Raw genomic sequence first — 26,258 nt, 5'->3', positions numbered from 1 at the left:
CCCTCTCCCCAACCCTCTCCCGCGAAAAGCAGCATCATACTATTCAAATTCCTTGCGCGGGAGAGGGGGCAGATTGGAGTAAATGAAAAAATAGGTGTACAGAGTATAGTACACAAAAAACTTTAGGGACGTTGCCTAATATTTCCACAGCTTTTGTTCTTTCCAAATTTTTAAGGCACTGCTAGAGCCATTATCTTTTGCCATGCCAATCCAATATTTTGCTTTGGAAAAACTCTTACTTACTCCCTCACCATCCAGATACATATAACCTAAATTAATCTGAGCAACGTCTAATCCTTGCTCCGCTGCCTTTTGATACCAAAAAAGCGCCTTTTTTAAATTCTTTTTAACACCCTCTCCTTTGTAATACATGACGGCTAAATTATTTTGAGATAAGTCAAACCCTTGTTCAGCAGCTTTTTGGTACCAGTAAAACGCTTGCTTATAATTTTGTTGAACCCCCATACCATTGTTATACATAATGGCTAAATTATGTTGGGCACTCGCTAAGCCTTGTTCTGCTGCCTTTAAAAACAAAGATTCGGCCATGGAATAATCGACCTTGACTCCCTGCCCTTTCATATACAACAAGCCTAAGTTATTTTGCGCTTCATCGTAACCTTGATCAGCCCCTTTTTTTAACCAAAAAAACGCTTTTTTATAATCAAGTACTTCTTTATTGTTTAAATACAAAATGCCTAAATTGCCTTGCGACATGGCATAGTTTTTATCCGCTGCTTTTTCATAAAGATAAATTGCCTTTTTAAGATCCTTTGGAAGCCCTAATCCATGCTCATAAATATATCCCAAGTTATTTTGGGCTTTTACCCCACCTTGGGCAGCCGCTTTTTTATACCAATAAATGGCTTTTTCTGTATTTTGAATCGGCAGCTCAGCATTCATATACAGTACTCCAAGATTAGTTTGTGCGAGAAGAGAGCCCTCATTCGCTGCTTTGGTATACCAACTTATAGCAGTGTTCAGATCTTTAGATACTCCATTGCCCTGCTCGTAAATAACACCTAGATTGTTTTGGGCATCCAAATCACCTTGTTCCGCTGCTTTAGTAAACCAGTTTATTGCTTGTTTCATGTCTTTGGGAATTCCATTCCCCTTCATGTACATGAAGGCCATATTGTATTGACCTTCTGAATTTCCAGCCTCAGCTGACTTCTTATACCATGCAAATGCTTTGGATAGATCCTTCTCAACACCTAATCCATTTTCATACAAAATTCCAAGATTATTATCTGCAATAGGAAGCCCTAATTCAGAGGCTTTTGTGAACCATTTCATCGCCATTTTAGGGTCTTTGGGCAGACCTTTTCCATTCAGGTATAAAACTCCTAAATTATTTTGAGCTTCTGGAAAACCACTATCCGCTGATTTCTGATACCAATATGCCGCTTTCTGAGGATCCTTAGCTACGCCATCGCCCTTTTCATATTGAACGCCCAATAGAAATTGAGACTCTGCATCGCCTTGATCGGCTTTATCCTGAGCATTGAGTTGCTGCTCAGGTGTGCGAAGAGTATCAAAATCTGTAGCTAATGTCTGTGATGGGGCAAAGAGCACTACGATGGATAGATACAGGAAATATAAATGAGACATGCTATCTCCCTGGGACATTATTCAATTATAGTACAATTTATTTACATCAGCCCTGAACGATTAGTTTGATCATCATCGAGGAACACAAGAAGATCGATGTAGCCGCTTTCGTCATGGCAATAGTGGAATAGTAGTGGCGGAATGTTTTTCGAAAGTCATGGACAAACTGGATGATGGTTTGTAGCTATATCCAGCAAGTAGTACAACACTGTTTAAATTTGACTTAATCTAACTGGCAGTCTTTTACATCCCCAATGCCCCACTGGTCCTTTGAACACCCCAGCGATTTGAGTTTGGCAATTTAAGCAATGGCCAGTATCGTCCAAACGGTAACTTAAAATCGTATACCAATCACGCACAATGACTGGCAAATTGCAATTTGGGCAATAGGTACTGCTTCCAGTTGTATCATGAACATTTCCAGTATACACGTAGTGTAAACCAGCTCGCAGAGCAATTTCTCTCGCCCTTTGTAAACTGCTGAAAGGTGTTGGTGGCTTATCCATCATTTTCCAGTCTGGGTGAAAAGCCGAAAAATGCAAAGGGACGTCTGGACCTAGATTTGTCATGATCCATTCGCACATGTTCTCAAACTCTTGATCAGAATCATTTTCATCAGGAATCACTAAGTTTGTTAGTTCAAACCAAACATTCGTTTCATTTTTCAAATAAATCAAAGTGTCTAATACTGGCTGTAAGTGAGAACCTGTAATTTTATAATAAAATTCTTCGGTAAATGCTTTCAAATCGATATTCGCAGCATCCATATAAGCGTACAACTCTTTACGCGGCTCAGGATTGATATAACCAGCGGAAACAGCGACTGAATAAATACCCTTTGCGTGACACTCCTTTGCTACATCAATCGCATATTCCATAAAAATGACAGGATCATTGTAAGTGTAAGCAACACTTAAGCAGTGCAATTCACTCGCTGCTTTCGCAATGTCTTTTGGTAAAGCCGAATCTGCTAAGGTATCAATATCTTTTGACTTACTGATATCCCAGTTCTGACAAAATTTACAGGCTAAATTACAACCTGCTGTACCAAACGATAAAACTGGACTTCCGGGTAAAAAGTGGTTTAATGGTTTTTTTTCAATGGGATCAATGCAATAGCCGCTTGATCGTCCGTAAGTGGTTAACTTGATTTGATGATCAAGATTAGCTCTGACAAAACACAGACCACGTTGTCCCTCCCGCAATTTACAATTACGTGGGCAAACGTCACATTGTATTCGTCCATCTTCAAGCGGATGCCAATACTTGGTTGGAATTGTATCAAACATCGTAATACTCTTAAGTACAACTTAGTCTATATTTATAAGTATAGTCCGTACTGCAGTAATGGAGATAGTCATTGAATGTTCATCAAGCGGCGGTAGCGGGATATTTTTATCCATCCGATCCAGCTTTATTAAAAAAAACCATCCAGGATCTAATCAATAACGCCCCTGTCTACACACCTATTCCTAAAGCCATCATAGTACCTCATGCTGGTTATGTTTATTCTGGCCCTATCGCAGCAACAAGTTATGCTTCTCTAGCCTCTAAAAAAAATAGTATTAAAAAAATTGTGATCTTAGGCCCCGCACACACCCTGTATTTTAAAGGAATTGCTTATGATCCTGTTGATGAGTTTGCAACTCCTTTGGGTCTTGTAGATCAAGATAACGAATTATTACAACGGATTACCGATCTACCCTTTGTTCATTCATTAGCTGAAGCACATCAGAGAGAACATTGTTTAGAAGTTCAATTACCCTTTTGTCAAATGATTTTTGAACAATTCAAAGTACTGCCTTTGGTGGTCGGCGATACAAAACCACAAGAAGTAGCCGAGGTTCTGAGGAGAGTTTGGGGAGATGAAGAAACGCTGATCATCATTAGCACTGACTTAAGTCATTATTTACCTTATGAGATTGCTTGTTTGGAAGATAAGAAAACCTGTTTCTCAATCGATACCTTAAACTATGAAGCCATACTGCATGAGGGTGCCTGTGGTTATTTTCCTTTACGTGGTTTTTTGCACTATGCGCGTCAACATAATATTGTTGGCCGGTTATTGGATTTAAGAAACTCGGGAGATACAGCCGGTGATAAAGACAGAGTGGTAGGATACGCTGCTTTTCATTTTTATGATAAATTGAGCGTTAAAGATCACTGTGCAGAAGAGCTCAAAAAAATAGCCAAAGATAGCATTCGTTTAAAAACTGAAGAAAATAAGTTACTACGGATTAATTACAAAGAATACCACCCATTCTTGCAACTCAGGCTTCCCACTTTTGTTACTCTTAAAAAGCACGGCATGCTTCGAGGATGCATGGGGAGTTTGGTCGCAAAAGACTTGCTAGCTGACAATGTCATCAATAACTCATTGCGAGCCGCATTCTCTGATCCTCGTTTTCCTCAAGTTGAAGCGAAGGAACTCAATGACATATCATTAAGCATTTCCTTATTGAGTCCTCTAGCAGAGCTAAGTTTTACAAATGAAGAAGAATTGAAATCCCAAATACGCCAAGGAATTGACGGATTAATCTTGATCTGTGGCGCCTATCAAGCCACCTTTTTACCCAGTGTTTGGGAATCAATTGCGTCAAAAGAAGAGTTTTTAAGTCATTTGAAAGTGAAAATGGGGCTTAGCCCTGATTTTTGGTCTTCAGAAATGAAGGCCATGCGCTATACCGCAGAATACATTGAATAAAATGGGCATATTATATGCTTGTAATAATTAATTTGGCACAAGGATGTTAAGGTATAATAATGAACAATTCATTCCTATTAAATGAAACCACTCTGAGACGAGTCCCTCATTTTTTAGTTTTAATTATTATCTTGCTTTTGGGTCTCCCTTATCTAGGTATCAACTGGGGCTTAGATTTTGGTAATGTCAAAAACATTATCAGCCCCAAAAGCGCAACTAATACATTGCTGTTTGAATCACAAATCCGTGGTTATTTTCGTCAATCCTTGTTGCAATGGTCTGGTTTTTCTCTAGCGGCAGTAACCGTATTACTTGCCTTCACACAATTTAGGTTAAGCAATAATAAAATTGCCTTGATTATTGGTCTATCAGTATTGTTTTCTGGATCTGTTGAGGCATTACACTCGCTAACAATTGATAGTCTTTCTTTAACTTACAATGAAAAAAATAATTTAGACGCCTTAGTTTGGATTTTCGCTAACAGCATCAGTGGCCTGATTTTAATCATCGGACTCGTGTTAATGATGAACTCTAAAAGTGATCAAACTTTAAACTTGGGAACGTTTATTTTGTTGACCATTTTTTTAGTCTTAACTGCCGTCACTTTGATTTACTATGCTGCTGGTGTGATTGAACTACCTCAAATGCTTTTTCAAGACGCTTATTTATCAAGGCCTTATGAGCTCATTTCGATCTTTATCTACCTGATAGTGATGATCATTATTTACCCTAAAACGTATACATTTCATCCCAATATTTTATCCGATTGCATCTTTTACATGGCATTAACTCAAGTAGTGCTCTCCATCTATATCATGCTTTTGTCGAATACACCCTACGACAGTGCCTTTAACATAGCCTATTTTTTAAAAGTGTTGGCCTATTTTATTCCCTGCACCTGCTTTGTTATTAATTACGTACTGTCCTACTCTGCTGTACTTAATGCTCAGAAAAAACTAAAAATAAAGCAGGATGAACTGCAATACATTGCCTCCCATGACTCTTTAACCAATTTATTTAACCGTAGAGAGTTTGAAGAATTATTGGATAAATCCATAGCCAATGCCCTTAGAAACAGCTCGTCTTTAGCCTTGTTACTTATTGATTTAGATAATTTTAAAGCCATTAATGATACGTTTGGACATATCCATGGAGATGAACTTTTAAAACAATTTTCAAATCGTCTAAAACTATTAGTCCGCAAAGGGGATTTAGTATCAAGAGTTGGAGGAGATGAGTTCACTCTAATTTCACAAAGCTTAAAAACCGCTTCGAACGCCCGCCATTTAGCGGAAAGAATTTTAAATGAGATCAATACCCCTTACACAATTAATGGAAAACTGATCACTGTAACAGTCAGCATAGGTATATCCATCTTCCCCGTTGATGGCAGTACCACGGAAGATTTATTAAGAAAAGCAGATTTGGCGATGTATAAGTCTAAAGACAGTGGCAAAAACAACTATCATTTTTACACCGAGCAATTGGGTTATCTGCAACACAGAGAGTCGGAGCTTGAAAGTCATTTACGTATAGCCCTACATAATGATGAATTTACTCTTTATTTCCAACCTCAATATAATTTAATCACTTCGGAAGTAGTTGGTGCCGAGATTCTTTTAAGGTGGACGAATGAGACTTTGGGCACTGTTAGTCCTGGCGAGTTTATACCCGTAGCTGAAAGCACAGGACTCATCGTTGATCTAGGTCAGTGGGTTATAAAAAGGTCTTGTGAACAAATTAGACAATGGATTGATAAATTCAATTCTAAATTAACCTTTTCCATCAATATTTCACCAATACAATTAGCGAACAACCAATTTCTTAGAGCCTTAGAGCAAACAATTAATGATTACGATATCCCATCTGGATATATTGAACTCGAAATAACTGAAAATTTGCTAATTGGTGACAACTCTGAAATATCTAAAGTGCTCAACTCCATATCAGACATGGGAGTTAGATTGTCTTTAGATGATTTTGGAATAGAATATTCCTCTTTAAATCGACTCAATTCTCTCCCCATTGATTGTCTTAAGATCGATAAGAGCTTTATTGCAGACATTCAGAACGACCACGAAAAAGTCGTTATTATTGATATCATTATTAAATTAGCCCAAGAGTTAGGAATGAGAATTATTGCTGAAGGAATAGAAACCCTACAACAATTGAAGTACCTCGTGTCCAAAAAGTGCCATTATGGACAAGGTTTCTTATTCAGTAAGCCATTGCCACATGAAGAATTTGTTAAGCTAGTCTATGAGAGTAAAAAGCTCACTGAAGTGAGTAACAAAGATTAATGCTTGGGACTAATCTCTAAAGTTCTCAAATTGCAAAGGTAGCTCAATATCCGATTTTTTAAGTAGAGCAATAACTTCTTGCAAATCATCTCGCTTTTTACCACTTACTCTTACTTTGTCGCCCTGGATAGACGTTTGAACTTTTGCCTTGGATTCTTTAATGAATTTCACAAGGTCTTTAGCAGCAGGTTGGTCAATTCCTTGTTTAAACGTCATGTTTAATGAATAAAATTTGCCACTGTGAATAGGCTTGTCTTCGATCTCAACCCCTAGGGTGCTGACATTCCTTTTTGAACAATGATTTCGAAACAAGTCTTCTAGCTGTCTAACTTGAAAATCGGATTCAGATCGCAATGTTACCGTTAATTCTTTTAACTCAATAGTTGCTTCAACACCTCGGAAATCAAATCGCGTTCCAACTTCACGTACAGAGTTATCAACCGCATGACGTAACTCTACTTCATCCATTTTAGAAACAATATCAAAAGAAGGCATAAGAATTCCCAGAATTAAATGAATAATTTACCAAAAAACTGGGAAATACAAAAGATTTGTTCAACTATTGCTTAATAAGTCAAACAGTGTTATCAAATAATTGGAGCAATAATTACCTAATTGGTTAGGGATGTTATTAGTCGACAGCAAAAAAACCTATTGTCAACAGGATGTGACCCTTATGTTTTTTTGTTTTCTCAAGGAGTGAGAAGTATGGGAAGAGAAAAAAGGGAATTTGTAGCAACTTACCGACCGATGCCAGACACCAGACGTTTCTTGTTGTATTCTGAAAGTTGTTATACACAGGAAGAGTTAAGTTTTAGGGAATGGGTGTTAAAAACCCGTGCTAGCTCAGGCATTCATTCGGATTATTTAGTAAATCCAAGCTCTTGGTTCGCTAGTGATGATCAGGCTTTAATTAACGTCTACGAAGGTTCATGGTTTTTTTCCAATGCATACCGACCTCGACATGGTCTAACTCAAGAGGATTTTCATGTGCGTCCTATAGATAGCCAACGCATGGAATGGCCTCCTATTTATGATTTAATGCAAAACGTGGGCGATTATTTACTGTTGCGAACACAAGATCTATCAAGTGACCATCTAAACCATCCTATGAATTATGTCCTACTTGATGTGAATAATATGTTGAAGGGATTGAGCCAAAATCCAAACATTCAGCAAGTTAAAGAACAATTGGAGCTGATCACACGCTACGTTCGAACTGTAGAAAAGAACATCTCTCCCCTGGTTGGGTCAGATCGCCTATTTCTAGCCAATTTTCGACAGGTGGTGGATAGTAAAATACAACCTCACCTAGATTACAAATTGGAAACCCAATTGTTGCGAGACAAGTTAGGTGAGTTATCTAAAGAAATTCGAAGACTGTCAACCGAGCGCAATCGCGTGCTCCATTTCGCTCTTAACCAGAATAAAGTAAATCCCCATCCTTATGAGTACCAAATGCAAAGAATCGACGACAAATCGGCCTATCCCACCCAAGCAGCAAAGGAATGTGCATCTAAATCCACTGATTTAACAACGAACCCAATACCGTCCTTATTTCTTTCCTCAAAGCAACTAAAAGATTGTAAGGATTTCAAATTAATTTCCAGTAGCGACAAAGTGCTTGATCATTATGGTAAAGCAGTATCCGATCTCAATGAACTTGAGCGATTTCAAAAGGTCATTCAAGATATCTCTGATCTTCTAGGTCAAGCTGGTGAAGTCTATACTGTTTATCAATTCAAAAGACAAATGCTTACTTTGCTCAACGAAATCAATCTCTTTATAGGGGACTCCTCCGTGCATATTAATGAAATCATTGAGGAAAACACCCAAGCCTATCATAAAGCGATAAGAGATGAGCAAGATCTATCTCTTTTTAAAAAGTGGTTTAGTAACGAACAAGAGAAATTAAACACCTACATTAAAAACCAAGATACACTTTCTCAGTATCCTTCAACTACCTCTGACCTATCTAAAACCCAAGGCAAGCTAACATCAAAAGTCAATGACGTAGTTAACCATTTATCAAATCCCAAAATCGCAGGTTCATCCTTTGAAACCATTACGGGACAAACACAAGAACTCAATAAACTCATAGGTTCAATGCACAATTGGATTAGCACCCAACATGAATTGAAGGGACTGCCTAGCCCTCCTACACCAGCTCAAATTGCACCCCCAATAACTCCCGCCATACAAAGCGGGTATACTGCCAGTGTTGAACCTGTGCATTATCCTTCTTTATTTAATAGTACACCAACCAATACAACCCTAACCTGTGCTTCTGATAATGGAATTTGTACAGATAAAACCATAGATACCAGCACTGCTCAAAATTCAAACATCTATCTTGGTTTATTGGCCTTAATCCCAGTGGGAGTCCTTTTGTTTATTCTTGTGTATAAACTAACTCAAAAAAAGGATGAATCAGAGGATCAACCCATCACACCTTCCGACAATGGAAGTAAAACCCAATTCAATCAGTTAAAAATAGAGTTTGATGATCTATTGACTCAGATACAACGAATCGATGCACAAGCATTTGAAGACAGTCATTCCGAGTTAAGTTATATTGTGGAGGAATATGAAGAGTTAATCTCTAAAACCAAGTCTGATATATACAATACCTCTGCATTAGAATCAGCTTTAATAGACTTGCAAGACTATTACGAAACAGTCAATAAATCATCAAATCCAGCGCAATCTGGAAGTAATCACTAGGGTATGTGGTCATTTGAGTTGATGCGTTGAATGAGTAATAGGCTTGTCATCTACCGCAAGGCGACTGGAGAGAGAGCTGATGGTTCTTAATAGGTTAGCTGGTTTAATAATGGGGGTTAGAGAGGAAGCGCGACGACAACTTGATATGAAACCTAATAGTTCACCTCTAAGAGCTTAATCGCGCTTATAGGACAATAGGTCATTATCCCAAGGGATTAAACACAGCATAAGCCTCATCGGATACGCTTTGTGGATAAATTAAGCTCATTAGGTAATTCATCGATAGATAAACCACAAGAAAATTACTAACCAATTGATTTATAACGATATTTAAAATATCAGGAACTAATTGTCTTTTGGGTTATCCACAATTTCTGTGAATAACTTTGTGAATAGCTTGTAAAAGTTCCAATAAAATCAGTGCAAAAGCCAAATGCTACTTTCCTTACCAAGCTGATTCATGACCTCATTTAGCTCAGGACTTCTAAATAACTGCCTTCAATTTCCCTTTCGCCCCAGGAATGGGGAGAAGGTGCCCGAAGGGAGGAAAAGGGGTTGATTGTTTGAAGTTATCTAGTTTATGTGGTGCACTTGGTGCTTGAAATGCTTACGAAAAACACCCAATCTCTTCGTTAAAAAACATTGAATTCCAAAAAATAAATCGATTGTCATCCTCTTCGTTCTGTTTTAAATTATACAAATTACAAACAAATCATTGGCAAGGAGCAGGTATAACAAATGAAAAGACTACTCTTAATTTCCTTGATCAGCTCAGCATTAATCTCTAACTCCAATGCTGGAGGTATGGGGGACTCCAATTTGTCCGTTAATCCCTTTTTCTCCCTTGAAGGTGGATACGCTTGGAATTCAATTGATGGATACAATTATTCCATTACAGGAAGTAATACATCGCTCACATCAACAGAAAAAAACGATGGGTTTGCCGCTCGCTTAGCAGCAGGCATGATCAGTATGTGGGATGATCAATTTGGTTTAACTGGTGAGGTTGCTTGGGGTTACTATGGTAAATCGTCTTATTCCCCAACAACAGGGACCGGTATCGCAGCTGCCCCAGTTAACTTAACAATAAGCAATACATTGACTGGGTTTGATGCCCTTTTCGGAATAAGTTATATCCAAACCTATTTCACATTGTCGGGCAAGGTTGGCGCAATGATTCAAAACATGTCAACCAAAAGCAACGCCTCCATTGCCCCATTTGGCTTTCCTTTGATTGATACCCTAGAAATTAAAACAAATAAAGCCGCCGTACTTCCAGAAATTAAATTAGGCGCAGCCTATAACATTAATGAAAACTTGGCCATTACTGGTTCCTATCTAGTCGCCTTTGGGGCAAGTCCTAAAACAACAGGGAATTTGAATTTAGGTACTTTAAGAGCAAGCTTAAACGTTAACGATCAAAATCCTACAGTTAATGCTGCTTTGTTCGGTGTTCAGTATACTGCTTAACACCATCCAGCCTTTTCTTTCTACGAAAGAAAAGGCATCTCACCACCTGCATCAAGACACACCCGCCATAAAATCCCTTAAAAGAAGAATCACTTCATCATCTTCTGTTTGAGAAAAATCATCATACCAAAGACCTACCGCTGAGAAATCGATTGGTGTTAATAAACAAACGTAGTCATCCACCAACTTTGTCAGAACTGAACTCGTATCAAGTGGAGCAACCGGCACAGCAATAATTATTTTTTTTGGATTTTCTTGACGCACGGCCATAACTGCAGCACGCATGCTTGCTCCAGTAGCTATGCCATCATCGACTAAAATGACGATTTTATCCCTAATCAAAGGAAATGGATTATCTCCACGGTACGTTTTATTCCGCCTTATCAGCTCTTTTTCTTCTTTTGCAATTACGGAATCAATTTGCTCGCTTGTCAACCAAAACAGCTGTTTTAATAAATCTTTGTTATAAACCTTTACACCATTGCTCGCTAATGCACCAAATGCAAGCTCTTCATGGCCAGGGACTCCAAGTTTCCTTACTATCATTACATCCAGAGATGCATGCAGCTCCTTTGCTATCATTGCTGCAACAGGCACCCCTCCTCGAGGCAACGCTAAAACGATTACATCGTTGCGATTTGCGTAATGTTTTAGTTTCTCACTCAGTAATTGACCTGCTTGATAGCGATTCTGAAATCTTTCCATTGCTCTTGAACCCTAATTTCATCTAAATTTGACCCACTCCTTTTTTAGAGAGCGCTCTTAAAAAGACTTATTATTTAATAATAGTAGTACAAAATAAAACGAGCTTATGTTGCATATGCTCGTACAGTGAGCCCAACAAGTCAGCATGCTTTTGTAATTATTATCTACACCCTTAGGGTCATGGCTCGGTTGGCCAGAGGTAAATAAGAGATCGATGGAGAGGAGGAGGAAAACGCAAACACCAAAATGGTCTATGCAAACACTTTGTGATCATATTTCACCCATATTCTGTAATTTGATCCTATACTTACTCTGTGTGTTAGAAAAACAGTAAAACAACAAAAGGAGGATACCATGAATACACGTTCTATGTGTTCAGGGTTGTTAAAAATGGTAGTAATGTCCGGTTTGTTCTTTATGGCGCTAAGCATGACATCCGTAGCTAATGCTGCTGGAGGTTGTGGCGAAGGATATCATCCAGCAATATACAATGGTACTTGTGTTCCAAACCACCCAGGACCATTTGCAACCCCTGCCCCTTATCATCCAGGCTGCTGGAGAAATATGTGGGGGCAATTACGTTGTTACTAAAAATACAACTCTCGTTTCCTTACAGCTACTGCAAGATTTATCTATACAAATACTAGCTGTGGCCGTAAGGAAGCCAATTAGTTAAACCCACAGAACTGAGGATGAATACTAACCTTGTTCGATTTGCTTATGGACGTAAGCAGGGTAATAAAAATAAAAGGGTAAAATTTTTACAAACAAATACACAAAACTTGGAATAGCCAAGACAATGGTTAATGCCTTTAATGCCTTGTGACTTCCTGTTAACGCGACGATGACCCAAGGTAATATCAAAGCTACAAGAATGAGCAGTCTCATGCCCCATACCTGCAATACTAGTTTTTTATTGTTCAATGCAAACTGGATAGACTCCCAAGCCTTGTGCCATGATATCTCAGAATCATAGACACACAAAATAGGCGTAAATACTGCTAAGAGATAAATCACCAGAGCAGCTAATTTAAAAGGCAGAAACAATGAGCCCAAAAACTCAAGTAGAAGTATTCCAAGGAGAATAGGCCCCATGGCAATTGCCATAGGCTTTGAATGTCTTATGTGCTTAAAAGCTGTATTTTCATCAAATTCATTTCCTGCTAACTGATCTTTAATTAATCGATAGAGTCCATCTAAAAAAGGAAATAGTGCAAAAAATACAAGTGATGAAACCAACAACATATATGGATAATTAATAAAAGCATGATCAAAGCTTATCCATCCTTTCAAAAACAAACTCAAAGGAAGAATTGCCCCCAAAATAATAAGAACAGCGAGTGGAGCTAAAAAAAGATAACTCAAAGGCCACCAGAGTGTGGAACGACATTGTGCATACGAAACCCATGCTTCTTTAGACCACGGAAAATAGTTGAGTAATTTCATAATGCCTTTCATTTTTAATAAAGCTTTAATTTAGCATGAATCGAATTGCTGTTAAAGTTGGCTGACTGAATCCTTGATTTGTTGGGTATTCCAAGTTGAGTTCCATTTCATTTAAAAAAATTCAAACTGTTCAAAATAATATCATAACAACAGAGGTATATCAATGTTGAGTGCATTGATCTGTATAAATCAAATCCATTATTTTAAGTCGCTGAATTTAGTAAACGCTGAATTAGTATTCACAGAGTTATCCACAGAAATTGTGGATAAGTGAATCCTCTATTTTAATTGGACTAATAATTAGAAACCCATATATTATGCGGAATTGCAAGAGGTACAAATAAATTTTTCAATTTTCAAAAATGGGAGTGACAAACAATATCCACAGGGATTTTAGAAGAGAAGGTAAAAATTCGTTTTTAATATTATCCAAAAAAATAGTTAAAAAAAAGACTTGATTTTGAATTTTTTAAATGAATCAACTTGTAGGGAGATCTATCTCAGCCAAACAAAGATTGACTAAACCCATCAGCTCACTTATTTTAATAATTATCTCTATATGAATTCATAAGATTCTATGTCAGAAAATACCGAACAACGCTCTTCAGGCTTTTTACCATTAGATATATCACTTCTTGTCACGATGGTTCAGAATAACCTGCAACTAATAAGTATCGCTGACAACAAAGCCAGTTTTTTATTGGGTACTAATTTCTTAATGCTAATTGCTTTAGTCAATTATACGGCGACACACACTTTCCATGCTCTATTATTTGTACCCGTCTTTTTACTCGGTGCCATCATTACAAGCTCTATTCTAGTTTTAAGTCCTGTATACGTTAAAAGTTCTGATTCAGACATCAGTAATAAGTTATTTTTTGGTTGGGTTGCTAAACAGGAATACACAAAGTATAAAGGCACTTATTTTAATATCCTCAAAGATGAAAAGGAAGTATACAATTTACTGTTAACGGACTATTACCAAACTTGTCATATACTGTCTAAAAAATTCTTATTCTTAAAATTAAGCTATAGATTGAGCTTCTCCTTTGTTTTATTATTTATATTTATTTTCCTCTACCTAGCCTCTAGGTAAGCGCTAAAAATTCAATAAAAAAATGAATACCTTCCGTTTGATTCTCTTTAATAAACATGCAATTATCATTGCTTTTTAAAGCCATGAGAATTGTCAATGCAATCAGTTAAACGCGTTTTTTATACCTTTTTTTTATTCATTGTTAGTTTTAGTGTCAATGCCTATAGTCCCACACAACAATTAGTTAGCTATGTTTCCTTAGGAAACTTTTCACAGCATACTGCTGAATTAGCCTTAAAAAAAATGCCTCCACTGGATACACTCCATGTCCATCATGATCTGCAACTTTACAAAATCAATTATCAAACCCCCGCACCTGATGGCAGTATATCCATTGCTTCTGGCTTAGTAGCTATGCCTATTTCCCCTACTAAACCCGTAAGCATAGTCAGCTACCATCACGGAACACGCTTTGAAAAAAAGGATGTGCCCTCAAGAAACAATGAAAAAAACCACATGTATCTTGCAGCATTAGGCAGCAGTGCAGGCTTTATGATCGTGATGCCTGACTATCTTGGATTAGGAGATAATGACTTGCCTATCCACCCCTATGTGCAAGCAGATACCCTTGCAAGCAGTAGTGTGAATATGTTGTTAGCTGCTAAAGAATTAGCAAGCGCTCTTCGTTATCCAGTAAACGATAAGTTATATCTTACTGGATATTCAGAAGGAGGCTTCACCACCATGGTCATGTTTGAGTTGCTTGCTAACGATTTTCCAGACATACCGATTACAGCAGTTGCTGCGGGGTCTGCCCCTTTCGACTGGAAGGAAACCATGAATTTTGTAATGCTTGAACCAGGCCCTCGTGCTACAGCCTATTTGGCTTATTTCTTTTATTCTCTGCAAACATATAGGCATTACTGGGCAAACTTTGATGAAATATTTACTCCTCCCTTCAACACCCAAATTCCAAGTCTTTTAGATGGACTTCACAGTACTTCAGATATTCTCAAAGCACTTCCACAAGATCCTAAATTCATATTTCAATCCAGTTTTTTTGATGGAATCATTAACGAAAAGGATAAAAACACAGACAGTCTAAAAATGAACTTTAATCATTATGGTTTTATTCCAACTGCACCATTATTATTGGTAGGGACTAAAGGCGATAAAGATGTGCCTTATGCAGGTGCTGAAATGGCCTATGAGGTATTCAAACAACACAGTGATTTTGTATGGATTAAATCAGTAAGTAATACTCTTGACCATGTTCAAGCTCATCCATTTGTGCTAAAAGAACAGCTTGAATTTTTTCAACAATACGAAAATCAACAATGGACTAGATAAGGGTAAAATTGAGAATACTATCCAGACAGCATAAAAAGTTAATTTTTGTCACCCTTTTAGTTGGAGTGGGCTCCGGCCTACTCGGAATGTCACTTGCCTTACTTCTCCACTATTTACAACATATTGCTTATGGCTACAGTCCCCTGCAAATCATAAGTAATGAAAGTTTCCTAGAAGGTGTAAGCGCATCATCTCCAGAAAGAAGGGTCCTTATTTTAACACTATGTGGCTTAATTGCTGGATTTGGATGGTGGGTTGTTTATCGGTATGGGAAACCCCTTGTTAGCATTGCAAATGCCATAAGAACCAAACAACCAATGCCTTTTTTAAGTACAACAGCTCATGCGCTTTTACAAATTATTACCATTGCACTGGGCTCTCCACTTGGCAGAGAGGTCGCCCCACGTGAAGTTAGTGCACTGTTCTCCAGCTGGGTATCCGTAAAATTTGGCCTAAGTCCCATGGAATGCAAAATTATGCTGGCTTGTGGCGCAGGCGCAGGTTTAGCTGCTGTCTATAATGTTCCATTAGGTGGTGCATTATTTGTACTTGAAGTATTGCTTTGCACCTACAATCGAAACATAGTACTAATGGCTTTAACTTCCTCAGCCATTGCTGTTTTAGTGTCTTGGTGGGGTTTAGGAAATGAAACCATCTACACCCCCCCAGAGTTTAACTTAAATGCTTCATTGATAGTGTGGGCAATCATAGCTAGCCCAATCATAGGTTTTTTTGCCTTTTGGTTTAGTTATATTGCTAATCTTCAAAGAAAAAGAGCCTTACGCGATTGGACAATGATCCCATGCTGCATCATTAATTTTTGTCTTATTGGGGTCCTAGCAATATACTTCCCGGAGCTCCTTGGAAATGGTAAAAGCCCAGCACAAATAGAGTTTACACATGCGCTAAGCATCTGTATGAGTGCTTTAGTGTTTATATTAAGAACCCTGATTGTATGGACTAGTTTTCGTGTAGGTGCGCAAGGAGGATTATTAACGCCTTCTTTAGCCAATGGAGCCCTACTTGGGATCGTCTTAGGAGGTATTTGGAATGCATTTCTACCGCCAGCCCCACTAACAGGTTTTGCAATCATTGGTGCCAGCTCGTTTCTTGCTGCAGCCCAAAAAATGCCTTTAACTGCGATTATTTTGATATTTGAGTTTACTCGAATTAATTTTGTGTTTTTAATACCCATCCTATTGGCTGTAGCTGGCGCAGTGTTTAGCCATCAAGTGACTCAAAGAATTTGCATTAGGACTAGATGATGAATGGCGATTTTTTATTAAATATTTTTATTTTCCTTGCTACTGCAAGCATTATGGTACCTATCGCTAGTCGATTTCGCTTAGGTTCAGTCATTGGTTACCTTCTTGTTGGCGTTCTCATAGGGCCTTATGGATTAAAATTAATAGGCAATCCACATCAAATTATGAATTTTGCAGAGTTTGGTGTGATTATGATGCTTTTTTTAATCGGCTTAGAGTTGGAACCCAAAACCTTGTGGAAATTAAGAAAGCTCATAATCGGCTTAGGTGGCTTACAAGTTATTTTAACGACAGGCTTGTTAACCTCTATTGGCATGTTCATGGGTTATGCCTGGAAAACCAGCTTAGCAATTAGCATGGCCTTGTCTCTATCATCAACAGCCCTAGTTTTACAAATGTTACAAGAAAAAAATCTTCTCAAAACAGTTGAAGGTGAAACTGCCTTTGCCGTTCTGTTATTCCAAGACATTGCAGTAATCCCCATATTAATTATTTTGCCCTTATTAGGCAGCCACAACATGTCTGTTAATATCGATACTCACATGGCTGCATCTATCTCTAATTTGCCTAATTGGATGCATGCTTTACTTGTTACAGGAATCATTGGTGCAGTGATACTAATTGGCCATTACGCTTCTCGACATTTGTTTTTAATCATTGCAAAAACAAACATTCGAGAAGTATTCACAGCTTTTTCGCTTGCTTTAGTTGTTGGAATCGCTCTTTTAATGGAAAAAGTCGGTGTTTCACCTGCATTAGGTGCTTTTATTGCAGGTACTGTACTAGCTAACTCGCAATACAAACGAACTGTAGAGGCGGATATACAGCCATTTAAAGGACTCTTGCTTGGATTGTTCTTTATCTCCGTAGGCATGGGTATAAACTTTAATTTATTTTATAAAGACATGAGCTTTATCATCCCCGCAGTATTTGGATTGGTAGCAATCAAAGTCTTCGTTCTCGTCATGCTAGGCCTACTTTTTAAACTTACTAAAATTCAAGCAATTGGCTTTGCAACTGCAATATCTCAAGGCGGAGAATTTGCCTTTGTCCTTTTTCAATATGCGAGTATGTCAAAGGTAATTAGCCCTGAATTAAGCGGTCTATATACCTTGATTGTTGCATTATCAATGCTTACTACCCCGTTTTTAATACTGATCTACCAACAATACTTAATCCCTAGATTAATGAGCAAATTACCAGAACATAGCTATGACTCCATTCATGATCATAGCGACATAATCATCGCCGGTTATGGTCGCTTTGGCCAAATTATAGGACGCTTTCTGACTGGTGAAAAACTAAAGGTAACTGTATTGGAAAAAAATCCCGATCAAATCGAATTATTAAGGAAGTTTGGCTACACCGGTTACTTTGGTGATGCAAACCGTCTTGATTTATTGACGAGTGCAGGAGCTGCGCATGCTAAAATGCTAGTAGTCACTATGGGTAACCCAGAAGCTAGTCTTGAAATTGTAAAGCTAGCCAAACAAGAATTTCCAAACTTAACCATTTATGCTAGAGCCAGAAACAGACGCCATGCCTATGAATTGCATAAACTAGGTGTCCACTATTTCAAAAGAGAATTGTTCGACTCTTCGTTAACCATGACCAAGGAAATATTGAAAGGTCTTGGCTATAAAGATGCGGATGTTGAGAAAAAAGCGTCAGCGTTTCAAAAATATGACGAAGAAATATTGTACAAATCTTTCGAATTTTTTGATAAAGAAGCCGATTTAATTAGCTTTTCTAGACAAGCCAAAGGAGAGTTAGAGAGCATTTTACAAAACAGCAAGTAAACAACGCATTTCATGATAACGGTCTATACTTTGCAATAATAAACATAAAAAATGGCTTCATGATGATCAAATTATTGCAAGAAGCTTTATGCCATACCCTATTAGGGAAAGAAGAAGTTATACGCTTAGGTATAAGCTGCTTATTAGCGAATGGACACTTATTACTTGAAGACATTCCAGGAATGGGAAAAACAACGTTTAGCCATGCTTTAGCGCAACTGACTGGAATGCAATACAGACGTATTCAATTCACCAGCGATCTATTACCGAGCGATCTTCTAGGTGTTTCCATTTATGATCAACAACTCAAAGCCTTCTGTTTTCACAAAGGACCTCTATTTTCTCAGCTTATTTTGGCAGATGAAATCAATAGAGCGACACCCAAAACTCAAAGTGCTCTTCTTGAGGCTATGGAAGAAAAACAGGTCACTACTGAAACAGGAACCGAAAAGCTTCCCCAACCATTTTTTGTCATCGCCACTCAAAACCCCTCCTATCACACAGGTACTTACCCGCTTCCTGAATCACAATTGGATAGATTTCTGATGCGCCTGGTGATCGGCTATCCCCCACCCAATGCCGAGCGTGAATTGCTTAAAAAGCCTAATTTAAACAGTCATCTGACCGAATTAAAATCAATCATTACCCCCATTCAATTGGCTGAATGGCAAAAGGATTGTCAGAAAATCATGGTTTCGGACCTAATTCTTGATTATGTACAATCCCTATTAGCCGCAAGTAGAAACCAAGGCTGGTTTGTTCATGGCTTAAGCCCCAGAGCTGGCATGGGATTAATCCGTGCCGCACAAGCTTTTGCTAAGACAGATGAACGAAATTTTGTCCGCCCAGATGACATCCAAGCCGTCATGCCAGCAGTAGTCAACCATCGCCTGGTTATCAAGAAAACACAAACCCAAATCAGTCCTAGTGAATTGCTTATGAATGAAGTTGAGGTTCCAGTGTGATTAAATCCATAACAAAAAGAACAAGAGCCATTTGGGATAATTGGGTGAGTCGTCGAATCCCTAAAAAAACCCCCCAAGTACTCGGCTCTCATAACATTTATATTTTACCTTCAGGATTCGGATGGATATATGGCCTAGTAGTGCTCTCCTTTTTCTCTGGTGCGATTAATTATCAAATTAGTACTATTTTTCTAATGACCTTTTTATTAGCCGTTGTCGCATTGGTTAGCGCCTGGGAAGCTCACGCTAATTTAAAAAACCTATCTTTTCAGCTGGTTTCAATTGAAGACAGTTACCAAAACACGCCAGCTCAACTTACTATTCTCATTAAAGCAAATCGAAAAATTCATTTTGGGTTGGAATTTAAATTGGCTCAACAAGACAGTACTCGACTTGAATCGATTCCACAAGAAGGCATTCAATTTGTTCTACCTATTATGACAAGTGAACGGGGATGCTTTCATCTCCCCCGGATTACTGTCTCTAGTTTATATCCTTTTGGCATTTTTAAAGTATGGGGATATGTTCAATTTGATATCCAATATTATGTCTATCCGCAACCTATTAATCCTGGGTTTTGGCCACCACCTATGATGAACCAGGATAATAAAAACAGTCTTTCCCCTGGAGATAATGAATTCTATGATTTGCGTCAAGTGGAATCACCCTGGGAACAACCTAATTTAATTGCTTGGAAGATCGCAGCTAAGGAACAAGGTTGGTATGTTAAGCAAATGGATAATGCTGTAGGTACCCAGTGGCAATTTTCATTAAAGTGCCTAACAAACCTAGACTTAGAACAACAACTACAACACTTAAGTTATTGGCTCAATGAAGCTGAAACAAACCAGCAGCAATATAGTTTGCAACTAAATAGCTCTTCACGTCCTTTAGGTCGTGGACCTGAACACCTACAACAGTGCTTACGACAGTTAGCGAGCTATCAATGAACCCCCAACTCTCTCATCAACAACTCATGATTATTATTAGGCATGCGTTGATGGTTTTGCTGATTTGCTATTTGCCGCATTTATTTATGGCACCTTGGTGGATATTTTTATTGGTCGTTTTGGCTGTTTGTTATAAGCTGACAGCAGATTATTTTGCTTATCCATTAATCAGCAAATGGGTAAGAATTGGCCTTGTATTCACTTGTACAGTTTTATTAAAGGTCCAGTATGGCTCTATAGTATCCAGTGGTTTCTTTATTGGGTTTTTATTGACCTTTATTGCTTTGAAAGTGATTGAAACACATACTATTCGCGACATTAAAGTACTTATCTTATGTAACTTTTATCTTGTTTTTGCCTCTCTGATCGTCATTCAAGAGTTATGGATTATGATTTACGTCCTAGTAAGTGTCTTAGCGAACCTGTCATTAATGCTTAAGCTTTGTGCTCCCCAAGCCTCTCTTAATCAGCTTGGGACGAGCAGTTTAAAGCAAGTCATCATTGCTGTTCCACTGACTTTTGTATTGTTTTATGTCTTTCCTAGGTTAGCAAGTCCATTATGGCAAGTTCCTTCCTTAATTCAAGCCAAAACAGGATTTAGTGAAACAATGAATCCTGGATCGATTGGAAGCTTATTTGATGATGACAGTATCGCATTTAGAGTCTTATTTAAAGATACTCCCATCACTAATGGTTATTGGAAGGGCCTCATTTTTTCTTTTTACAATGGAACTACTTGGAGCCCGTCCTCGCAGGTTAGCTCAACCTTCCCACTCTTAAAAGAATTGATCAATAATGAAAGTGCTGATTATGAAGTGCTCATGGAGCCCAATCAGAAAAAGTGGTTGTTTTATTTAGATTACCCCAAATACGCCTATCCAAAACTGTTGTTTTCATCAGACATTGGTTTAGTCAGTCAATCAAAAGGGTTCATTAACCAACGATTTTCCTATAGCATAGTGACTGCGTCTGAACCGATTAAACCTCCAACAGCACAGGATTTGAAATTAAATACGCAATTACCTAAATACCTTAATCCACAAATTATCCAATGGGCCAAAGAGAACTTTGCGAAAACAGAGAACGATCCCAATCGTTTTATAGCATTTCTAAAAGACTATATTCATCATGAAGAGTTCTGGTATACCCTTAATCCACCTAGAGTGTCAAATCAGTCAAACCAAATCGATGAATTTTGGTTTTCCTCCAAAAAAGGATTCTGTGAGCACTATGCTAGTGCAGTTACGGTTATTTTACGTTCAGCAGGAATACCTGCTCGCGTGGTAGTAGGTTATCAAGGAGGAGAATGGAATCCTTTCGCAAAATACCTGACCATTAAACAGAAAAATGCCCATGCTTGGCTTGAGTATTGGACAAACAATCAAGGATGGCAACGCTTTGATCCAACAGCGTACATCTCTCCTACACGAATTGATAAACAACTTCTCACAAATAGTGCAGAACAAAGAACCTATTTGAATGTATCGACCATGAGTTGGTGGCAACGAACGAAACTGATGTTGGAGTCGATTCATTTCTTTGTTGAACGTTGGTTCTTATTTTACAACTTAGATGCTCAGCGAGATTTATTGGACAACCTTGGACTAAGCCAGTGGGGATTTAGCCAACTGTTACAAATGGCCGCCTATTCTCTTGTTGTTTTTATCATTCTTGTGGCTTTTTTATACTGGTGGCAACAACGCAAATGCGAAGATCCCCTACAAACGCAATATCGTCTTTTAAAAAAAGAACTTCATCGATTTCATGTCTACGGCCTTCCATCAACTACTTTAAAAGCAGCCTGCTCACAATTGCAAACCAATGCACCTAATCTAAGTGCAATTATTGAGTCATTTCTTAATAAATACGAAGATCTAAGACTATGCCAATCAACCGGTGATCAGTACAAAAACACTAAAGAAACAGTAGCCTTGTTTAAAGTGTTTAGAAGACAACTGGCTCACGTCAAAGTGAAAGCAAAAGTTTCCAGAAAAGTGATTTAATGATTAAATGAGCTACTTTTCATTTATGACATAATTAATACAATGCTTAATCTAAATAACCTATCCATATCAAGCTTTTTAACCAATTATTGGCAAAAAAAGCCGCTTGTCATTCGCCAAGCATTTCCTGGTTTTAACAATCCTATTTCTCCGGATGAACTCGCAGGTCTTGCTCTTGAAGAAGAGATAGAAAGCCGACTTGTCTGGGAAACCCCGAATCAATCCCCGCAATGGCATTTAAAAAGAGGACCATTTACGGATAAAGATTTTAGTTCACTTCCTAACGCCTATTGGACTTTGTTAGTACAAGGGGTAGATCGAGTTATCCCAGAAGTATATGCTTTATTGGATCATTTCAATTTCCTACCCCAATGGCGTGTCGATGATGTCATGATAAGTTTCGCTACATTATTTGGAGGAGTAGGCCCGCATTACGATAACTACGATGTATTCCTCTATCAGGCACAAGGTAAGCGATTATGGTCTTTAACTTCCCAACAATGTACACCGGAAAACTACATTCCTGAATTAGAACTTCGGATCATGAGAGAGTTTGCTGTTGAGGAAGAAATTCTATTGGAAGAAGGTGATATGCTCTACCTACCCCCACATATAGGACATTATGGAATTGCTCAATCGGATGAATGCATGACATACTCCTTTGGATACAGAAGCTATCAAGGACAAGAATTATGGGATAGCTTGGGGGATTACTTGTCAGAAAAGGGAGCGTTCAAAACGCTATACCATGACCCTGATTGGTCTGATCTAAAGAATACCTCAGAAATACCTCAAACCGCATGGAATAATGCAAAGCACTTAATTCAGCAAATATTGGACGATGAAAGCACACTTAAATCATGGTTTGCAGGGTTTGTGACACGACTGGATCAGAGCGCTGAACAACACCTCCCCTACCCATTAGAAAAACCCCCTTCACTTGATAAGTTCATTGAAAAGATGAAAAAAGGGAAAGGACTAATGCGTGATTCTGCATGCCGAATAGCCTATATAAAGGACAAACAGGGCTCCATCCAAAACTGTTCGATTAACGGCTGTGAATGGGATGTTGCAGATGTATCTGACGAATTGATCTCATTAATCGCGAACCATCGCTTTATTGCTATTGCAGATCTTATCACTTTCTTAGAACCTAAACCCAATCGTGAATTTCTTTATGAATTGGGGAAATTGCAATGGCTGCAACTCATGTAAAAATAGATCTGTTGGGCTAAAGCCTAACAGACAATACAAAATACAATTTAAGTTAGAGGATCATTATTCAATGGACAAAAGCTTAATTTCTATTTATTGTTTCTGGTTGCAAACATTAACTTAAGACTTACGAATAAACCCGAGGTCGAGGCAAAAGACATTTTTAATGAGGGCGTTTAGACGGACTAAAGGACCGAATTAACCATGCTTTTAACGAAGAGATTGTAGTGTTTCGTAAGTCCTGTAACTGATAGGATCAAGGATGATGACATTATTTCGAGGCGTATGGAGTGCCCTATTTTGTTTTTTACTTGCTTTAGATGCCTTTGCTGGAGAAACCATTAAAATAACGGTTCATTCGAATGAAAAGAATGTTGTGGCAATAGGTTTCACGGTGAACGGTCTCAATTATGGGTCCTTAGGCAACTCCTATTCAACAAGAGGTCCAAAAAATAAAACGTATTTGTTTGGAATTAGAAAAGATTCCATTTTTGGTGAAAGTGTATCTTGCGGCAGTCTCAGCTTAGAGAAAGACAGCTCAATCACACTTGTTTACCAAGATAACCTCTGTGTAAGTATTTTGGATTAAACAATTCTCTCAAATCACGAGTAAAACTATAATGAGTCAGATCATAAAGATACACCATTAGTCGATTCGATTTTTTCAGAATCATGTAGTATATTTAAATTACACAACCTGACAAGGACAAGTCATGAAAAAAACAATATTGGCCTTAGTTGTTATTTGTTCATCACTGGCATTAAGTAGCTGCGGATCCACCTGTTGTTCCAATAGTTATGAATATACCAATTACGATTCTGGATGCTGTGGGGCTGCTAATTATTCGTCTATTTGGTATTAATACTTAGATAATTAGACCATGAAAAATAAATACTTTCTTGGGGTATCTCCAGAAGGGTTCCACCACATTGCCTACACGGAATGGGGAGTCAAGGATCCCCAAGCTCCTACAGTGCTTTGCATACATGGCTACTCGCGAAATGGCCGCGACTTTGATCACATAGCTAACCACCTAAGCTCTAAAGGAAGGCATGTACTATGCCCAGACATTGTTGGACGCGGTGATAGCTCATGGTTTCACAACCCTAGTAATTATAATTTCACGCAATATACTCAAGATATGGCGTGTATGATTTCGAGATCCGAATCACAAAACATCGATTTGATAGGGACCTCTATGGGAGGGATTATTGGAATGATGCTGGCGTCACTACCAAATTCCCCAATACGACGACTTGTCTTAAATGACGTTGGACCGCAAATTCCAATTCATGGACTAAAGCGATTATCAAAATACATTGGAAAGGATCCTGAGTTTAAGAGTCTAGAAGAAGCCAAGCAGCTTTTTAAAATCAATTACAGTGGTTTTGGAATTACTAAGGAATCTGATTGGGATGACTTTACTTTACATACTGTAGAACAAAAGGGACCGAATCGTTTTGTATCCAAAATGGACCCTGCTGTAAAAAACCCCAAATCCACATTGCATTTAATTGCGGACTTTCTGCATCACCCACATAAAACATTAGAAGGTATCTTGTACGATATTGATTTATGGTATCTATGGAAGCAGCTAAAATGCCCTGTTCTAGTTGTTCACGGAGTTTATTCTGATATATTGACTCCAGAAATTATCAAACAAATGCAAAGAACACATAACAACATCAGCGTGCTTTCTATAGACGATGCTGGCCATGCTCCGGCATTAATTGACAAGAGCCAACATGAGTATATAGAACGTTGGCTAAACTCTTAAATGTCACTGTCTAGTTTGAATGCTCTTATGAATTTACGTTTTATCAAGTCCACATCAACTTTATGGCTAAATAAAGTCAGAAGCGCTCCAGCAAGTATTAATACAATTCCTATAACATTCCATGACTTCAGCTCCTCTCCCAAAAGCAAAACACCAAAAATAACCACAAAAACGGGCTCTAACACAGACAGAATTGACGCCTTTTCTGAACTAATGTATTTCAGACTATGAATGAGAAGAACAATTGGAATTATTGTAGCGATAATGGCGATGCCAAATAAATTATACCAAACGCTGAGCGATCCAGGTATCGCAAAGCTGTTACTAAAAATCGACACAAAAAAACTAGTTGTCATGCAACCTAAAGAAACCATGAAGGTGGATATAGTAGGGTTTAGTTGATTATTCTTGGTTGATATCATGTAAAAAGCGTAAAATAATGCAGAAATTAACCCAAGGCCTATACCTAATAAATTAAAAGCCACATCACCAGTATCAATTAAAAAGATCATACCTACTAAAATAAATACCGTAGCTAGATAATAAACAGCAGGAATTCGTTGTCCATAAATGAAGTAATTGAGTAGCATAATCATAACTGGGTAGGTAAAGAAAATCACCATCGATAATCCAGAACCTATGTATAAAGAAGCAAAGAAATACAACAAAGTAGAAATACCGTAATATAAAGCTCCAGTTAAGAACGCTATAAACAACGAGCGATAGCTTTCCTTGATGTGTTTTAATTGGGGAAGTAAAATAACAAAAACAAGCAAGCTTGCAATTAAAAATCGCCAAAACAACATATTACTGGCTGACATGTTGCCATTGATTGCATTTAAACCAAAATACCCAATGAACCCATATAAAAATCCGGATAAAATAGCATATATGGAACCGCGGTTCTCATGGGAGTTCATAATACAAGCACTCTGGG

General features: G+C 38.0%; 22 protein-coding genes. 16 read left to right on the top strand and 6 right to left on the bottom strand.

Annotated features, from left to right (window positions below):
* Positions 1-135 precede the first annotated feature (135 nt).
* Together Lwal_RS03200 and amrS are read right to left on the bottom strand one after the other, a co-directional pair.
* Entirely contained in the window at positions 136-1,611 is a 1,476-nt protein-coding gene (locus tag Lwal_RS03200) for a tetratricopeptide repeat protein (protein WP_058479482.1), read from the bottom strand.
* 212 nt (positions 1,612-1,823) lie between these two features.
* Positions 1,824-2,900, bottom strand: a complete 1,077-nt coding sequence (gene amrS, locus Lwal_RS03195) for an AmmeMemoRadiSam system radical SAM enzyme (RefSeq protein WP_058479481.1) — start codon at positions 2,898-2,900, stop codon at positions 1,824-1,826.
* A 71-nt stretch (positions 2,901-2,971) separates the two neighbouring features.
* Here amrS and amrB point away from each other — a divergent pair, with 71 nt between their 5' ends.
* Both amrB and Lwal_RS03185 read left to right on the top strand, forming a co-directional pair.
* The gene (amrB, locus tag Lwal_RS03190) at positions 2,972-4,315 is read left to right on the top strand and encodes an AmmeMemoRadiSam system protein B (RefSeq protein ID WP_058479480.1); all 1,344 of its coding nucleotides are present in this window, start codon (positions 2,972-2,974) and stop codon (positions 4,313-4,315) included.
* Positions 4,316-4,374: 59 nt separating this feature from the next.
* Positions 4,375-6,615 (top strand): bifunctional diguanylate cyclase/phosphodiesterase, encoded by a 2,241-nt coding sequence (locus tag Lwal_RS03185; RefSeq protein WP_058479479.1) that lies wholly within the window; start codon positions 4,375-4,377, stop codon positions 6,613-6,615.
* 9 nt (positions 6,616-6,624) lie between these two features.
* On the opposite strand, the gene Lwal_RS03180 is transcribed toward Lwal_RS03185, so the two are convergent.
* A complete protein-coding gene (locus Lwal_RS03180; RefSeq protein WP_058479478.1) occupies positions 6,625-7,110 on the bottom strand; it encodes a YajQ family cyclic di-GMP-binding protein in 486 nt (161 codons plus the stop codon).
* A gap of 213 nt (positions 7,111-7,323) precedes the next feature.
* On the opposite strand from Lwal_RS03180, the gene Lwal_RS03175 reads away from it, so the two are divergent.
* Both Lwal_RS03175 and Lwal_RS03170 read left to right on the top strand, forming a co-directional pair.
* On the top strand, positions 7,324-9,339 hold the full coding sequence (locus tag Lwal_RS03175) for a hypothetical protein (protein ID WP_058479477.1): 2,016 nt from the start codon (positions 7,324-7,326) through the stop codon (positions 9,337-9,339).
* Positions 9,340-10,077: 738 nt separating this feature from the next.
* Positions 10,078-10,809, top strand: a complete 732-nt coding sequence (locus Lwal_RS03170) for an autotransporter outer membrane beta-barrel domain-containing protein (protein WP_058479476.1) — start codon at positions 10,078-10,080, stop codon at positions 10,807-10,809.
* Between the two features lie 51 nt (positions 10,810-10,860).
* On the opposite strand, the gene Lwal_RS03165 is transcribed toward Lwal_RS03170, so the two are convergent.
* Positions 10,861-11,514, bottom strand: coding sequence for a phosphoribosyltransferase (locus tag Lwal_RS03165; protein ID WP_058479475.1), 654 nt, complete (start codon positions 11,512-11,514; stop codon positions 10,861-10,863).
* A gap of 354 nt (positions 11,515-11,868) precedes the next feature.
* Here Lwal_RS03165 and Lwal_RS03160 point away from each other — a divergent pair, with 354 nt between their 5' ends.
* Positions 11,869-12,105, top strand: coding sequence for a hypothetical protein (locus tag Lwal_RS03160; protein ID WP_058479474.1), 237 nt, complete (start codon positions 11,869-11,871; stop codon positions 12,103-12,105).
* A 108-nt stretch (positions 12,106-12,213) separates the two neighbouring features.
* On the opposite strand, the gene Lwal_RS03155 is transcribed toward Lwal_RS03160, so the two are convergent.
* On the bottom strand, positions 12,214-12,960 hold the full coding sequence (locus tag Lwal_RS03155; RefSeq protein WP_058479473.1) for a hypothetical protein: 747 nt from the start codon (positions 12,958-12,960) through the stop codon (positions 12,214-12,216).
* Between the two features lie 577 nt (positions 12,961-13,537).
* Between Lwal_RS03155 and Lwal_RS03150 the strand changes: the two genes are divergently transcribed.
* The 11 genes from Lwal_RS03150 to Lwal_RS03105 all read left to right on the top strand — a co-directional run bounded on the left by Lwal_RS03150 (position 13,538) and on the right by Lwal_RS03105 (position 25,321).
* On the top strand, positions 13,538-14,056 hold the full coding sequence (locus Lwal_RS03150; protein ID WP_058479472.1) for a Pycsar system effector family protein: 519 nt from the start codon (positions 13,538-13,540) through the stop codon (positions 14,054-14,056).
* A 96-nt stretch (positions 14,057-14,152) separates the two neighbouring features.
* On the top strand, positions 14,153-15,346 hold the full coding sequence (locus tag Lwal_RS03145) for an alpha/beta hydrolase family protein (protein WP_058479471.1): 1,194 nt from the start codon (positions 14,153-14,155) through the stop codon (positions 15,344-15,346).
* 8 nt (positions 15,347-15,354) lie between these two features.
* Positions 15,355-16,611 (top strand): chloride channel protein, encoded by a 1,257-nt coding sequence (locus Lwal_RS03140; RefSeq protein WP_058479470.1) that lies wholly within the window; start codon positions 15,355-15,357, stop codon positions 16,609-16,611.
* Complete coding sequence (locus tag Lwal_RS03135) at positions 16,611-18,410, top strand: monovalent cation:proton antiporter-2 (CPA2) family protein (protein WP_058479469.1); 1,800 nt, start codon at positions 16,611-16,613, stop codon at positions 18,408-18,410. Before Lwal_RS03140 ends, Lwal_RS03135 begins: the two co-directional genes overlap by 1 nt.
* Positions 18,411-18,472: 62 nt before the next feature.
* The gene (locus Lwal_RS03130; protein ID WP_058479468.1) at positions 18,473-19,375 is read left to right on the top strand and encodes an AAA family ATPase; all 903 of its coding nucleotides are present in this window, start codon (positions 18,473-18,475) and stop codon (positions 19,373-19,375) included.
* Positions 19,372-20,325 carry a hypothetical protein gene (locus Lwal_RS03125; RefSeq protein ID WP_058479467.1) on the top strand — a complete coding sequence of 318 codons (954 nt, stop codon included), beginning with the start codon at positions 19,372-19,374 and terminating at the stop codon, positions 20,323-20,325. The genes Lwal_RS03130 and Lwal_RS03125 overlap by 4 nt, the downstream gene beginning before the upstream one ends.
* A complete protein-coding gene (locus tag Lwal_RS03120; RefSeq protein WP_058479466.1) occupies positions 20,322-22,328 on the top strand; it encodes a transglutaminase TgpA family protein in 2,007 nt (668 codons plus the stop codon). Before Lwal_RS03125 ends, Lwal_RS03120 begins: the two co-directional genes overlap by 4 nt.
* 42 nt (positions 22,329-22,370) lie before the next feature.
* The gene (locus Lwal_RS03115) at positions 22,371-23,543 is read left to right on the top strand and encodes a JmjC domain-containing protein (RefSeq protein WP_058479465.1); all 1,173 of its coding nucleotides are present in this window, start codon (positions 22,371-22,373) and stop codon (positions 23,541-23,543) included.
* Positions 23,544-23,805: 262 nt separating this feature from the next.
* Positions 23,806-24,132 (top strand): hypothetical protein, encoded by a 327-nt coding sequence (locus Lwal_RS03110; protein ID WP_058479464.1) that lies wholly within the window; start codon positions 23,806-23,808, stop codon positions 24,130-24,132.
* Between the two features lie 124 nt (positions 24,133-24,256).
* Positions 24,257-24,406 carry a hypothetical protein gene (locus Lwal_RS17615; RefSeq protein ID WP_165481853.1) on the top strand — a complete coding sequence of 50 codons (150 nt, stop codon included), beginning with the start codon at positions 24,257-24,259 and terminating at the stop codon, positions 24,404-24,406.
* Positions 24,407-24,424: 18 nt separating this feature from the next.
* A complete protein-coding gene (locus Lwal_RS03105; protein ID WP_058479463.1) occupies positions 24,425-25,321 on the top strand; it encodes an alpha/beta fold hydrolase in 897 nt (298 codons plus the stop codon).
* Here Lwal_RS03105 and Lwal_RS03100 read toward each other — a convergent pair.
* Positions 25,318-26,241: a DMT family transporter gene (locus Lwal_RS03100; RefSeq protein WP_083500026.1), complete on the bottom strand. Its 924-nt coding sequence runs from the start codon at positions 26,239-26,241 to the stop codon at positions 25,318-25,320. The two genes, Lwal_RS03105 and Lwal_RS03100, sit on opposite strands and share 4 nt — an antisense overlap.
* Positions 26,242-26,258 lie beyond the last annotated feature (17 nt).

The sequence above is a fragment of the Legionella waltersii genome, from assembly GCF_001468085.1.
GTDB lineage: Bacteria > Pseudomonadota > Gammaproteobacteria > Legionellales > Legionellaceae > Legionella > Legionella waltersii.
The sequence above is the reverse complement of the archived record's forward strand: the minus strand, read 5'-3'. Positions and strand labels throughout refer to the sequence as shown.